The 14,074-nt window shown below is 69.4% G+C and carries 12 protein-coding genes; all 12 read left to right on the top strand.

Translation table 11 applies throughout. The features are described 5' to 3' along the window. Positions 1 to 12: 12 nt before the first annotated feature. Genes CY658_RS10470 through CY658_RS10415 form a run of 12 tightly spaced genes read left to right on the top strand, consistent with a single transcriptional unit; the run spans position 13 to position 14,072 of the window. Entirely contained in the window at positions 13 to 1,197 is a 1,185-nt protein-coding gene (locus tag CY658_RS10470) for a polysaccharide biosynthesis/export family protein (RefSeq protein WP_101490027.1), read from the top strand. A 46-nt stretch (positions 1,198 to 1,243) separates the two neighbouring features. Then, a complete protein-coding gene (locus tag CY658_RS10465; RefSeq protein ID WP_101490026.1) occupies positions 1,244 to 3,523 on the top strand; it encodes a polysaccharide biosynthesis tyrosine autokinase in 2,280 nt (759 codons plus the stop codon). Continuing rightward, a complete protein-coding gene (locus tag CY658_RS10460) occupies positions 3,520 to 4,200 on the top strand; it encodes a sugar transferase (protein ID WP_101490025.1) in 681 nt (226 codons plus the stop codon). Before CY658_RS10465 ends, CY658_RS10460 begins: the two co-directional genes overlap by 4 nt. 38 nt (positions 4,201 to 4,238) lie before the next feature. Next, positions 4,239 to 5,216: a GDP-L-fucose synthase family protein gene (locus CY658_RS10455; RefSeq protein WP_101490024.1), complete on the top strand. Its 978-nt coding sequence runs from the start codon at positions 4,239 to 4,241 to the stop codon at positions 5,214 to 5,216. A gap of 16 nt (positions 5,217 to 5,232) precedes the next feature. Beyond that, positions 5,233 to 6,573, top strand: a complete 1,341-nt coding sequence (locus CY658_RS10450) for a hypothetical protein (RefSeq protein WP_101490023.1) — start codon at positions 5,233 to 5,235, stop codon at positions 6,571 to 6,573. 24 nt (positions 6,574 to 6,597) lie between these two features. Beyond that, positions 6,598 to 7,689, top strand: a complete 1,092-nt coding sequence (locus tag CY658_RS10445) for a glycosyltransferase (RefSeq protein ID WP_101490022.1) — start codon at positions 6,598 to 6,600, stop codon at positions 7,687 to 7,689. After that, the gene (locus CY658_RS10440; protein WP_101490021.1) at positions 7,686 to 8,657 is read left to right on the top strand and encodes a hypothetical protein; all 972 of its coding nucleotides are present in this window, start codon (positions 7,686 to 7,688) and stop codon (positions 8,655 to 8,657) included. Before CY658_RS10445 ends, CY658_RS10440 begins: the two co-directional genes overlap by 4 nt. A gap of 29 nt (positions 8,658 to 8,686) precedes the next feature. Beyond that, the gene (locus CY658_RS10435; protein WP_101490020.1) at positions 8,687 to 9,643 is read left to right on the top strand and encodes a hypothetical protein; all 957 of its coding nucleotides are present in this window, start codon (positions 8,687 to 8,689) and stop codon (positions 9,641 to 9,643) included. After that, on the top strand, positions 9,640 to 10,908 hold the full coding sequence (locus CY658_RS10430) for a polysaccharide biosynthesis protein (RefSeq protein ID WP_101490019.1): 1,269 nt from the start codon (positions 9,640 to 9,642) through the stop codon (positions 10,906 to 10,908). Before CY658_RS10435 ends, CY658_RS10430 begins: the two co-directional genes overlap by 4 nt. Further along, positions 10,905 to 12,179 carry a glycosyltransferase WbuB gene (locus CY658_RS10425; protein ID WP_101490018.1) on the top strand — a complete coding sequence of 425 codons (1,275 nt, stop codon included), beginning with the start codon at positions 10,905 to 10,907 and terminating at the stop codon, positions 12,177 to 12,179. The genes CY658_RS10430 and CY658_RS10425 overlap by 4 nt, the downstream gene beginning before the upstream one ends. After that, positions 12,176 to 13,285 (top strand): UDP-glucose 4-epimerase GalE, encoded by a 1,110-nt coding sequence (gene galE / locus CY658_RS10420; RefSeq protein WP_101490017.1) that lies wholly within the window; start codon positions 12,176 to 12,178, stop codon positions 13,283 to 13,285. The genes CY658_RS10425 and galE overlap by 4 nt, the downstream gene beginning before the upstream one ends. Then, on the top strand, positions 13,278 to 14,072 hold the full coding sequence (locus CY658_RS10415; protein ID WP_101490016.1) for a LuxR C-terminal-related transcriptional regulator: 795 nt from the start codon (positions 13,278 to 13,280) through the stop codon (positions 14,070 to 14,072). The genes galE and CY658_RS10415 overlap by 8 nt, the downstream gene beginning before the upstream one ends. The last annotated feature ends 2 nt before the right edge of the window (positions 14,073 to 14,074 follow it).

Genomic DNA, 14,074 nt, shown 5'->3' with positions numbered 1-14,074 from the left:
AAGGAGAGACTCATGAAAACCGTCACCCCAGCGAATCCGCGCGGCGAGCGCCTCCTCGCCACCGAGGGCGCCCGCGCCCTTCCCGGTGGCCGCTTCCGGTCGCGCGCCATGGCGCTGCTGCTGTCGCTCGGGTTGTGCGGCTGCGCACCCGGCTTCGGCACGCCGGGCCCGCTGCAGTCGGCCGACGGCAAGAACGGCGGCACCGGCAAGGTGGAAGTCATCACCCCGGAGCTGATCCGCACACAGCTCGCGGGGAACACGGGCATCCCGCCCGACGTGAAGGCGCTGTTCGGCCGGCCCGCGCCCTACACCATCGGGCCGGGGGACGTGGTGGGCATCACCGTCTACAACAATCCCGAGCTGCAGCCCAACCTGGGCGCGGTGATCGCGCAGCAGAGCGACCCGACCGGCGTCACCGTGGCGCCGGGCTTCATCGTCGATGCCGCGGGCGAAATCAGCTTTCCCTACATCGGCCGCACCCGGCTGCAGGGGCTGACCGAAAGCGGTGCGTCCGAGCTGATCGCGACGCGCATCGGCAAGATCATCAAGGCGCCCCTGGTCAGCGTGCGCATCCAGTCGTTCCGCAGCCAGCGCGCCTATGTCGAGGGCGAGGTCCGCACACCGGGGCTGCAGATCTTCACGGACATCCCGATGACGCTGTCCGAAGCACTCAACCGCGCGGGCAGCATCACCGCCGTGGGCGACCGTTCGCATGTGACGCTCACGCGCGGCGACCGCACGGTGATCATCGACACGCTGCAGCTCAAGCGCTTCGGCGCCGACGCCAACAACATTCCGCTGCGCAACGGCGACATCGTGTACGTCGGCAGCCGGGACGACAGCCGGATCTACGTGATGGGCGAGATCATGCGGCCCTCGGCGCTCCTGATGCGCAACGGCCGCATGAGCCTGAACGAAGCCCTCGGCGACGCGGGCGGGCCCGACCTGCTCACGGCCGACCCCGGACAGATCTACGTGATCCGCAACTCGCCGCAGACGCCCGACACGCCGCAGATCTTCAGCCTGAACGCGAGGAACCCGGCTGCGCTTGCGCTGGCCGACCGCTTTGAGCTGCGGCCGCGCGACGTGGTCTATGTCGACCGCGTGCCGCTGGTCTCGTGGAACCGGGTCGCCAACCTGATCCTTCCCGCCGCCCAGGTGATCAACCTCGCGCGCGACACCGCCCGCAGCAGGTAGGTCCGCGCAGCGCCCCGGCCCGAACACGACAAAGAAGGTGAAGCCCATGAATGCGCGTTGGTACCCCCCCCTTCCCGCACCGTACAGCCCGGAACCCGAGCGCCCGTACTCAAGGTTCAAGGAATACGTCGACCTGATGCTGGACAACCGGTGGCTGATCGCCTCGGTCACTGCCGTGGTGCTGGTGCTGGGCGCGGGCTACGCGCTCTTCGGGCCGCGGGTGTACGAAGCCAACGTGCTGATCCAGCTCGAGGATGCCGAACGCTCGCCCGGCGGCGCAGGCGATGCCGCGGTCAACGGCGTGGGCGTGAAGACGCCGACCTCGGGCGAGGCCGAGATCCTGAAGTCGCGCATGGTGCTCGGCCAGGCGATCGAGAACACCAAGCTGTTCATCACGGCGCGGCCGCACTACATCCCGGTCGTGGGCGCCTTCATGGCGCGGCATTCGAAGACGCTGTCCCAGCCGGGCTTCTTCGGCATGCGCGGCTATGTGTCGGGCACCGAGCAGATCGCGGTCGCGCAGATGGACGTGCCGCCGGCCCTCGAGGGCAAGAAGTTCCTGCTGACCGCAGGCAAGGACGGCCACTACACCCTGACGCATCCCGACCTCGACACCCCGCTGCAGGGCCAGGTCGGCGTACCGCAGGACAGCACCGTGCCGGGCGGAACGGTCCACCTGCTGGTGGCCGCTATCGACGCGCGGCCCGGCGGCGCCTTCGAGCTGACGCGGCATTCCACGCAGCTCACCATGCTCGAGCTGCAGCGCGAGCTGCGCGTCATCGAGAAAGGCAAGCAGTCCAGCGTGATCGATGTGAGCTGGCAGACCGACGATCGCGACCATCTGGCGAACCTGCTCAACGAGGTGGCGCGCCTGTACATGCGGCAGAACATCGACCAGAAGACCGCGCAGGCCGAGCGCACGCTGGACTTCCTGGGCACCGAGCTGCCCAAGTTCAAGCAGCAGCTGGAACAGTCGGAAGAGGCCTACAACCAGTACCGCAACCAGAACGGAACCATCAGCCTGGACGACGAGGCGCGCAACGCGCTGTCGCAGAACGTCGACCTGCAGGCCAAGCTGCTCGACGCGCGCCAGAAGCGCCTGGACCTGGCGAGCCGCTTCACCAGTGCGCACCCGATGCTGATGACGCTCGACGCGCAGATCGCCTCGTTGCGCAGGGAGCTGGGCGGCGTGGACACCCGCATTCGCCGCATGCCGATGCTGCAGCAGAACTCCCTGCGCATGCAGCGCGACATCAAGGTCAACACCGAGCTCTACGCGTCGCTCCTGAACAGTTCGCTGCAGATGCGCCTGGCCCGCGAAGGCCGCCTCGGCAACGTGCGCGTGCTCGACCAGGCGCTGTCGCCGGAGAAGCCGGTGCGGCCCAAGGCGGTGATCGTGATGGCGCTGGCGCTGGCCGTGGGGCTGTTCCTGGGCGCGCTCACCACGATCCTTCGCAAGGTGCTCAAGAACACGGTCGCCACCCCCGACGAGATCGAGATGCGCACCGGCCTGAACGTCTACAGCACGATCGCGCTCAGCACGCGGCAAGGCGCGCTCGACCGCGCCATCCGCCAAGGCCGGCCCGGGCTGAAGCTGCTGGCGGCCCAGCATCCGGACGACCCGGCGCTCGAAGGCGTGCGCAGGCTGCGCACCACGCTCGGCTTCCTGATGGCCGCGGCACCGAACAACCGCATCCTGCTGACCAGCGCGACGCCGGGCGCGGGCAAGACCTTCCTGTCGACGAATTTCTCGGCCGTGCTGGCGACCTCCGGCAAGCGCGTGCTGCTGATCGATGCCGACATGCGCCGCGGCACCGTGGCGAGCCAGTTCGGGCTGAAGCCCTCCGCGGGCCTGTCGGAGCTGATCGCCGGCACCTGCACGCTCGCGCAGGCGGTTCACGTGCAGGTGCTGCCGCACCTGGACGTGATCACCACCGGCAAGCTGCCGCTCGATCCGGCCACGATGCTGGGCGCCAGCGCGTTCACGCGCTTGCTGGAAACCCTCTCGTCGCTCTATGACGCCGTGGTCGTCGATGCCCCGCCCATCCTGCTGGCGACCGAGACCGTGGCGATGGCCCCGGACATGGGCACCCTGATGCTCGTGGCCCGCGCCGGCGACAGCGAAATGGGCGACCTGGTGGAGAGTGCGAAGCGGCTGGCGCACGTGGGCGCGTCGTTCCACGGCGTGGTGCTCAACGCGCAGGACGCACGGCAACGCCACAGCGCCTATGGCTACGAGTACGGCCCCCACGCCCTGCCGCCGAACGTCTATCCGCCCGCGCTGGGGCACACCCCCCACGCCGCACCGGAGCGCGCGACATCATGAGCACGCACCTTTCACGCACGCCGCACCGCACCGCCGCCCGCCCCGTGCCGGTGGGCGGCTCGCGGCTCCTGCAGGTCGCCAAGCGCACCATGGACATCGTCCTGGCGGGCTCGTTCTTCCTGTTCCTGGGCTGGGCCTACGCACTGATCGCCGTCGGCGTGCTGCTGACCTCGGGCGCCCCGGTCATCTACGTGCAGCCGCGCTATGGCCGCAACGGCCGGATCTTCCGCTTCTACAAGTTCCGCACCATGGCGCCCAACGCCGATGCCGTGCTGGCGCGGCACCTGCGCGAGAACGATGCGGCGCGGCGCGAATGGGAGAAGTTCCAGAAGCTCGAACACGATCCGCGTATCACCCGCTTCGGCGCCTTCCTGCGCCGCTACAGCATCGACGAGTTTCCGCAGTTCTGGAACGTGCTCAAAGGCGACATGAGCATGGTCGGTCCGCGACCGTGCATGTTTGCGCAGAAGGAGCTGTACGGCCCGTACTGGGCGTACTACTGCGCGGTGCGCCCGGGCATCACCGGCCTGTGGCAGATCAGCGGGCGCAACGAAGTGAGCTACCGCCGCCGCGCGGCCATGGACGCCGAGTACGTCGCCAAGCTCTCCCTGCTGCGCGACCTCGTGATCGTGCTGAAGACCTTCCGCGTCGTGCTCGGAGCGCGCGGTTCGCGCTGAGCCCCCGGAGTCACCGAATCCTTCACTGAAAGAACGCCATGCGAATCTACGTTGCAGGTCATCGCGGGATGGTGGGCCAGACGCTCACGAGGCGCCTGTGCGAACTCGGCCACGAGGTCGTGACGCGCAGCCACGCCGAGCTCGACCTGCTCGACCAGGCGGCCGTTGCTCGCTTCTTTGCGACCGAGCCTGTCGACCAGGTCTACGTGGCGGCGGCCAAGGTCGGCGGCATCCACGCCAACATGACCTACCCCGCGCAGTTCATCTACGAGAACCTGCTGATCGCGGCGAACCTCACGCACCAGGCCTTTGTCGCCAACGTCAAGCGGCTGCTGTTCCTCGGCTCGAGCTGCATCTACCCGCGGCTGTCCGACCAGCCGATCCGCGAAGACGCTTTGCTCACCGGCAAGCTCGAGCCCACCAACGAGCCCTACGCGATCGCCAAGATCGCGGGCATCAAGCTCTGCGAGAGCTACAACCGGCAGTACGGCGCCACGCACGGCGTCGACTTCCGCAGCGTGATGCCGAGCAACCTCTACGGCCCCGGCGACAACTACCACCTGGAGAACAGCCACGTGGTGCCCGCGCTGATCCAGCGCTTTCACCTGGCCAAGATCAGCCGCTCGCCGAGCGTGCTGATCTGGGGCAGCGGCCGGGCACGGCGCGAGTTCCTGTACGTGGACGACATGGTCGAAGGCTGCCTGGACGTGATGAACCTGTCGCGCGCCGCCTACGACCAGCACACCGATCCGATGCGCGGCCATATCAACCTCGGCACGGGCGAGGACGTGTCGATTGCCGAACTGGTGGAGCACATCCGCGAGGTCGTGGGCTACGAGGGAAACATCCACTACGACCTGGCACAGCCCGACGGCGCACCGCGCAAGCTGCTCGACGTGTCGCGCGCGGCCAGTTTCGGGTGGCACGCCACGGTGCCGCTGGCCGAAGGCCTGCGCCGCACCTACGCGGACTACCAGACGGCCCCGCGGACCGCCGCCGAGGCGGCGCACGCCTGACGAACCGAGCCCCGCCATGAGAACCCTCGTCATCTGGTCCGGCATCGTCTGCGCCGCGCTGTGCGGGCTCATCGATCCTGTCTGGGGCTACGGCGTTGTGTTCGTGCTGGCGCTGGTGCAGCTGTCGATGCTGGGCACCGCCGGCGACAGCGTGTTCCTGCTGATCCACTACACGGTGGTTCTCGTCTACTTCTCGCTGGCCCCGGCGATGCAGATCGCGGCCGACGTCGACTTCTGGGAGGTCGGCATCGTCGGGCCCGCCGCGCACACGCAGGCGCTGATGCTCGTGCTGCTGTACATGGCCGGCGTGGAAGCCGCACGGCTGGGCCTGCCCGCGCAGCCGGCCGGGCCCGGGCCGGCGCACCGCGCGCGCGGCGCCGGCGTCGCCCACCCCTTCCTGCTGTTGGGCTGCCTGGAGGTGGCGTTCGCGGTGCTTTTCGTCCACTTCGACATGAACTTCGTGGCGCGCGGCGTGCTGAGCGAAGAAGAGAGCACGCCGATCCAGTACATCGTCTATTCCACGCTGCCCAAGCTCGTGGTGCTGATGTGCTTCGTGGCGCTCGCGATCCACGCCCTGCGCCAGCGCACGCTGTGGGCCTGGTGCTCCGCGGGCCTCGCCTTCGCGCTGGCCGCCTTCGCCGCGAACCCGGTCAACACGGCGCGCCAGGTGATCCTGATCGGGCTGCTGCCGCTGCTCATTCATGCCCTGGGGCGCCGCCACCGGTGGACGCTCGCTGCAGTGATCTTCGGCGCCATCGCGGGCCTGGGCCCGGTGCTGAACCTGATCTCGCGGGACGCCATGTGGGGCGCGCAGCTGGCGTCGTACCCCTTCAGCCAGGACTTCGACGCGATGTTCGTCGTCGCGGGCATCCTGGAGCGTGCGCCCTCTCCCGATCTCGGCTACGGGCGCTACCTGCTCTCGGCCTTCTCCTTCGTCCTGCCGCGCGAGCTGAAGATGTTCCCGGAGTTCGACCCGCTCGGCTGGCCGGCCGTGCTGGGCAACTTCTCGCAGCGCAACCTGTCGCTGCCGCCCTTCACCACTGCGTACTTCGACTTCGGGCTGGCGGGCCCGGCCCTGCTGGGCTTTGCGGTCTCGGCGGGCTTTCGCGTCGTCGACAAGGCCGTCGACCCGCAGCGCACGCTGACGGCCGGCTACCTCTGCGCGCTGGTGCTGCTGGCGGCCTACGTGCCGTTCCTGCGCGGGCCGATCCTGGGCTGGGGACCGTTCGCGGTCTCGGGGCTGATCGCGGCCTTCGTCGCCGGCAGCCTCGCGTCGTGGTTCCGCAGGCCGGCAGCCCGCCCCACACGCCCCACACCACCGACACGCTCGGCACGCGCCGGCCTGCCGACGGCATGAGAACGCACACGCACGGGAGCGACCATGGCCACCTACCTCTTCTACGACACCATCCGGCTCAACGCGTCGGCGGGCGGGGTGCTGAACGTGTCCGAGGTGCTGCTGCAGAGCATGCGCGGCTCGCCGGACCACCACGTGCAGCCGATCAGCGAACGTCATCCGCGCCTCTACGCGGTCGCGCGGCGGCTGAAGATCAGCCGCTTCATCCTCGACACGCTGCTCTACAACTTCCATCTGGCGCGCGGGTGGCTGCGCGGGGAGCGGGTGTTCTCGCTGTTCCCGAACTACTTCCTGCCTTTCTCGCTGCTGGCGCCCTTCGGCCGCCATCGGGATTCGATCGTGGTCGTGCACGACGTGCAGTACAAGTCGTACCCGCAGTACTTCTCGCCGCAAAAGCGCCTGTGGCTCGACTGGAACCTGCACCGCGTCGCACGCAGCGAGGCCGACGTGGTCTTCATCAGCCGCAGCAGCCAGCAAGATTTCGAGCGGCACTTCACGCGCTGCGCGCACCCGGCGGTGATCTTCAATCCGGTGGATGCGGGCGCCAGCGCGTACAGCGCCGGAAGCATGATCGCGCCCGGCGGGCGCTACCTGATCGCGGCGTACCACTACTACCCGCACAAGAACTTCGAGGGCATCCTGAAGCTCTTCGTGCGCATGAAGCGCCAGGGCCTGGTCGACTACCTCGACATCACGGGCAACGGCGCGCGCGATGTCGAACGCATGGTCTCGGCCATGGCGCCCGCGTTCCGCGCCTGCGTGCGGCACCGGGGGCTGGTGTCGCGGGAAGAACTCCTGCGGCTGTACCAGGGGGCGACGGCGTTCATCTCGCTGTCCACCTTCGAGGGCTTCAACCTGTCGGCCGCCGAGGCGGCCACGCTGGGCGTGCCGCTGCTGCTCTCGGACCTGCCGGTGCATCGGGAGCTCTTCGCGGGCTACGCGTTCTTCATCGGCAACGAATTCGGCGGCCTCGGCGGCATCGAGCGCTACCTGGCCAACCACGAGCGCGCACGCCCCGCGTGGTCGCTCTCGCGGGCCTGCACGCCGGGCGCGGTGGCCGCGAGCTACTTCACGTTGAAGCGCAACGCCGCTTCGCTGGCGCAGGCCACGCCATGACGAACCGCGCCCTGCCCCTTCTTCGCGCGCTCGCGGTGCTGGCGCTCGGGCTGGTCGCGTGGGCGGGGCTGGCCATCGCGACGCGGCCCACCCCGCCGGATGGGCAGGGCGTGCAAGGCGTGCAGGGCTTTGGCGTGATGGTGCATTACCTGCCCGACAAGCAGTCCATCGCCGGCATCAGGCGCTTCGACGTCGAGGCCTTCGCCGACGCGCTCGCCGAGATGCGCGCCAACCATCTCATCCTCACGCTCGGCCAGAACAACGGCCAGTTCATTGCGCCGAATGCCGCGCTCGAAGCGCTGTGTCCGCGCAGCGCCGCGCACCGTTCGCCGCGCGACCTGCCGCTGGAGATCGGCCGCGCACTGCGGCGCCACGGCATCGCGCTGATCCTCTACCTGCCGTTCCGCGCGCCGCAAGGCGACCCCTATCTGATGGACTGCCTGGGCGACGTCTCCGAGCAGCTGCCGCCGCCGCCGCGCTTCATCACCGCCTGGTCGGCCGTGATCGAGAGCTGGTCGCAGCACTACGGCGCGCTCGCCACGGGCTGGTGGTTCGACGGTGTCTACAACACGACGGGCATGGCGCCGCTCGGCTGGAGCACGCTCTGCGCGGCCGCGCGCAGCGGCGCCCCCAACCGGTGGCTGGCCTTCAATGCCGGCGAAGGTGCGGCGCGCTTCACCCTCAAGAGCGCGCCGTGCCAGAACCTCATGGCGGGCGAGTACCTGCAGCCCACCGCACGCCTGGTTTCACCGCCCTCCGAACTCCGGCTGCATGTGCTGACGCCGCTGGGCGCTTCGTGGGCCCAGCCGAGCGCGCCGCGTTTCTCGGCGGTGCAGCTGCGCAACTGGATCGGCGATGTGAACGCCAAGGGCGGAATGCTCACGCTCGACATGCCGCTGGACGCCGACTTCCACTTTCTTCCCGCACACGTCGCGCTGGTACGCAGCGCCACCGCGCCGCGGCCCTGACCCGTTTCACCCACTGCCCTTGCCCAATCATGAACCCCGCCCTCCCCTTCATTGTTGTGGAAGACCGCCAGAACAAGGCACTGCGCCTGTGCTGCGAATCCGCGGCCATGGCGGCGGAGCCCCTGGTCGTGCTGTCGGACACCGACGCCGGGCCGGCGTACGAACGCTTCTGCCAGGCCTACATGCACCTGTCGAGCAACACGCCGGCGTTCGAGAAGATCTGCTTCCGGCGCTACTTTCTGCTGGCGAACTACCTGGCGGCGCACCCAGACTGCCGCGCCTTCGTGCTGATCGACAGCGACGTGCTGCTGTTCCGCGGCGTCGGCGCACACATTGCGCGGCTGGTGGGCAACGCCGACTTCTCGGGCTCCAGCATCGTGCCCACGGACGGCTGGAACCCCTGCCAGATCTCGCCGCACGTGAGCTACTGGACAGCAGCCGGCCTGCGGGACTTCGTCGCCTGCCTCGTGCGGATCTACCGCACGCCCGCGGGCCTGCACCAGCTGCGCGACATTGCCGAGCGCTTCGCGGCCCGCAGCGTGCGCGGCGGGGTGTCCGACATGACGCTGCTGTACCTGTGGGCGCAGGCCACGGGCAACACCGTGCCGATCAACCGCGTGCTCGACGGCCAGGTGATCGATCACAATGTCAACGGCGGCACCAACCACTTCACGCGCGAGTTCCGCGTGCGCGGCGGCGCCAAGCGCCTGGCCTTCGTCGACGGCCAGCCCTGCCTGCAGACGCCGGCGGGCCAAACAGTGCGCGTGCTCGCGCTGCACTTCCAGGGCGCCGCCAAGCTCGCGATGCAGCCCGCACTGCAACGCAGGGTGTACACGGTCGCGGTGCTGACCTGGGCGCTGCAGATGGCGCGCAGGGCGAAGAACCGCGCGCACCGCGTCGCCTCGCGCGCGCGCCGCATGGCCGACAGCCTGGGCTTCGCGGCGGCGCCAGCGACGAAGCACCCCGCGGACGGGAGCACGTCATGAAGCCGGCGGCAGGCACATCGTTCGCCCTGCCTGGCGTGCGCCTTGCACAGCGCCTGGGTCTGGGAGCGCTCGCGTCGCGGCTCTATGTGTACCTGTCGGGGTTCCTGGCGATCTTCCTCATCGCGGCGCAGGTGGCACCCGCGCGCTTCGGCGAGTACTCCATCTACCAGTCGGTGCTGGAAGTGGCGCTGGTCGTGGGCATGCTGGGGAGTTCGCTGCTGTTCTCGCGCAATGCCGCGAGCGTGCCGCCGCGGGTGACGCGCGGCGACCTGGTGCGCACGCTGGCGATCGGGCTGCCGCTCGCCGCGCTGCTCGCAGCCGGCGTCGTGGGTGCGCAGCGCCTGCCGGTGGCCGGCATGCCTTTCATGCTGATCGTGGGGTCGCTCGCGGTCTTCGCCTTCAACAGCTTGCGCCTGTCGTACAGCCGGGGCCTGGGCCATGCGGGCCTGCTCAACCTGGAGTCGGGCGTGCGCGCGACCGTTCTGGTGCTGGGCGTGGCGGCGCTCGCTGCGCTCGGCCTGGAGATCGGCGTGGCGCACCTGCTCGCCATCAACCTGCTGGCCTTGCTGCTCGTGGGCGCAGCCATCGTCCTGCCGGCGAACGGCGCAGCACCGCCGGCCGGGCCGCCCGCACTGGCGCTCGCGTCGCAGGCCAGCGCCACGGTGTATGCGCTGCTGACCTTCCTGCTGCGCAAGTCGGACCTGCTGCTCGTGGCGCTCTTCATGCCGCTGAGCTACGTGGGCGCGTTCAAGCTGGCCTTTCTTCTTGCGGAGGCGCCCTCGCAGTTCGTGCAGGCCTTTCTTTTCACGAAGACGCCGGCAATGCTGGATGCCAACGCAGCCAACCTGACGCGCGAGAAGCTCCGGCTGGCGCGGCATTCGTTCCTGCTCGGCTGCGTGCTCTTCGTGGGGCTGGCGGGGCTGCTGGCGGTGGCTGCGCCGCTGCTGAAGCTCGGCCCCGAGGCGCGCGACATCTTCGTGTGCATCGCGCCGTACTTCCTGCTGAGAACCTACACGCTCCATCACGAAATGATGCTCTCGCTCAACGCCACGATGGGCTCGCTCGGGTGGTGGACGCTGCTGGAGTTCGCGCTGCGCATGGCCTCGTACGGCGTCGTGATCTCGCTCTTTCCGGACAAGCCGCACTACGTCTTCTTCATCGCCTTCGTCTCCGACTTCCTGCTGTACGAGCTGCGCATGCGCGCGCTGTTCGGCTTCTTTCCGATCGTGCGCCTGCTGCGCCCGGCCACTGAGAGCTCGCTGTGAAAATCCTGCTGTACTCGATGAACTTCGCGCCCGAGCTGGCCGGCATCGGCAAGTACTCCGGCGAGATGGCCGACTGGCTCCATGCCAGGGGCCACGACGTGCGCGTGATCGCGGCGCCGCCCTTCTTTCCGCACTGGGCGGTGTTCGAGGGCCATTCGGCCTGGGCCTATCGCAAGAGTGAACACAACGGCTTCACGGTCTGGCGCGCGCCCACCTGGGTGCCCGCGCAGCCGCGTGCGCTGGCGCGCGTGGCGCACCTGGTCTCGTTCATGTTGTCGAGCCTGCCACTGCTGCTGGCGCAGGCGCGCTGGAAGCCCGACCTCGTGTTCGTCGTGGAGCCGCCGCTCTTCTGCGCGCCTGCGGCGTTGTTGTTCGCGAAGGTGCTCGGCATCAGGTCGTGGCTGCACATCCAGGACTACGAAGTCGATGCGGCGTTCAGCCTGGGCCACTTGCGCGGCGCGGGTGTGCGGCGCGTCGCACTGTCGCTCGAGCGATGGCTGCTGTCGCGGTTCGACCGCGTGTCGACCATCTCCGCGGCCATGATGGACAAGGCCAGGAGCAAGGGCATCGGCGAAGGCCGGCTGGTGCTCTTTCCGAACTGGGTGGACGTCTCGGCGATCGACCCTGCCTCCGCGCATGTTGCGGCCGGCGGCTACCGCGCCGAGCTGGGCATTGCCTCCGACGCCGTGGTCGTTCTCTATGCGGGCAGCCTGGGCACCAAGCAGGGCATCGAGCTGCTGGCCGAGGCGGCGGGCCTGCTCGCCGACCGGCCGAACATCCACTTCGTCATCTGCGGCAACGGCCCGAGCCGCGGCCCGCTGATGTCAGCCTGCGCCGGCCTGGACCGCGTGCACTTTCTCGACCTGCAGCCCGCCGAGCGACTCAACGAATTGCTGGGCATGGCCGACATCCACGTGCTGCCGCAGCGTGCCGACGCCGCGGACCTCGTGATGCCCTCGAAGCTGGCCGGCATGCTCGCCAGCGGAAAGGCCGTGATCGCCACGGCGCACCCCGGCACCGAACTCGGCAACGTGGTCGCGGGCCGCGGCCTCGTGGTGCCGCCGGGCGATGCGGCCGTGCTGGCCGACGCGATCGCGCAGCTCGCGTGCTCGCCCGCCCTGCGCGAAACGCTCGGTGCGGCGGGCCGTGCGTTCGCGCAGGCGGAACTCGATCAGAACGCCATCCTGTCGCGCTTCGAACAAGAACTGGTTCGCTGCGTGGCGGACCGAGGCACCACCACGCCGTCCCCCCTTCCCGAGTCCCAACCATGACCCCTTCAAAGATTCTGGTGACGGGTGGCGCGGGCTTCGTCGGAAGCCACGCCTGCGTGGCGTTGATCTCGGCCGGCTTCCTGCCGGTGGTGCTGGACACGCTGGTCAACAGCGACCCGCGTTCGCTGGAGCGCGTGGGACGCATCTGCGGCGTGCAGCCGCAGCTCGTGCGCGGCGACGTGCGCGACGCGGCGGTGCTCGACCGCGTGTTCGCCGAGCACGGGGTCGACGCGGTGCTGCATCTCGCGGGGCTGAAGGCGGTCAGCCGCTCGGTGAGCGACCCGCTCGGCTACTACGACGTCAACGTGGCGGGGAGCCTGGCGCTGGCGCGTGCCATGGAGCGCGCCGGCGTGCGCACGCTGATCTTCTCGTCCTCGGCCACGGTCTACGGCGACATCGCGCGCTCGCCGATCCGGGAGAGCGCGTCGTACGCGGCCGTCAACCCCTATGGGCGTTCCAAGGTGATGGTGGAGCGCATGCTCGCGGACCTGTCACGCTCCGATCCGCGCTGGGGCATCGCGTGCCTGCGCTTCTTCAACCCCATCGGCGCGCACGAGAGCGGCCTGCTGGGCGAACACCCCCAGGGGCCGCCCGACAACCTGGTGCCGTACGTTTCGCAGGTCGCGGTGGGCGAACGCGGGCACGTCGTCGTGCACGGCAACGACTACGAGACGCACGACGGCACGGGCGTGCGCGACTACGTGCACGTGATGGATGTGGCCGAAGGCCATGTGGCGGCCCTGCGGTACGCGAACATCCATCGGGGCCTGCTCACGGTGAACCTGGGCACAGGGCGCGGCGCGTCGGTGTTCGACGTGATTGCGGCGTTCGAGCGCGCCTGCGGGCACCGCATCGCGGTGCACATCGGGCCGCGTCGTCCCGGCGACGCCCCGGCCTACTGGGCGGATGTGCAGCACGCCCACGACCGGCTCGGCTGGCGCGCGCAGCGAAGCCTGGACCAGATGTGCGCCGACAGCTGGCGGTGGCAGCTCGCGAACCCGCGCGGCTTCGACGGGCCGGTGCCGGACTTCCCGATCCGCATCGCCGATGGCACCGCATCGACCGCCCTCCCTCACTCACACCAACCGGGGCAAGACCATGGCTGATCACACGCTCATTTTTCCTGGCGACCCAGCCGCCGCCGTGACGGCGCCGCGCCGCCAGGGCACCGCCACCCCGGTGTGCGCGCCCGCCGCGAGGCTGTGGCCGGACTTCCTGACGGGCCAGGAAAAATCGCCGGTGCGCGTGCTGCTCATCGACGACGACGAGTACATGCGCCGCGTGATCGCGCAGGAGCTGCTGTCGGACCTGCGCATCCAGCTCGAAGGCCAGGCCGACAGCATCCGCGAAGGACGCAAGCTGCTGGCCACGCACGCGTTCGACGTGCTGATGGTCGACCTGCGCCTGAGCGACGGCATGGGCTTCGAGCTGATCGCCGAGGCGCGCCGCTGCCACGGCAACGCCGAGATCATCGTGATCTCCGCGCTCGAGGACGATGCCCACGTGCTGCGTGCCTTCGAGCTGGGCGCCACGGGCTATCTGCTGAAGAACGCCTGGCTGCAGAGCTTCGCCGATGCGGTGCTGCACGTGGTGAACGGCGGGGCCGTCATCACGCCGCGACTCGCGCGGCGCCTGCTGCACCGCCTGAACCACCAGCCCCGCGAGCAGCAACAGCCCGACGGCGCATCACCGCCGCGCGACACGACGCTGACGCCGCGCGAGAGCCAGGTCCTGCGCCATGTGGCGTCGGGCTGCGTCTCGGCGGAGATCGGCGCCAAGCTCGGCATCACCGGCCAGACGGTCAACGTGCACATCAAGAGCATCTACAAGAAGCTGCAGGTGCATTCGCGTGCCCAGGCGGTGAACCTCGCCGTTCACACGGGCCTGATCTGAGC

Origin of the sequence: Variovorax sp. RO1 (assembly GCF_002849325.1) — a bacterium.
Classification (GTDB): domain Bacteria; phylum Pseudomonadota; class Gammaproteobacteria; order Burkholderiales; family Burkholderiaceae_C; genus Variovorax.
The sequence above is the reverse complement of the archived record's forward strand: the minus strand, read 5'-3'. Positions and strand labels throughout refer to the sequence as shown.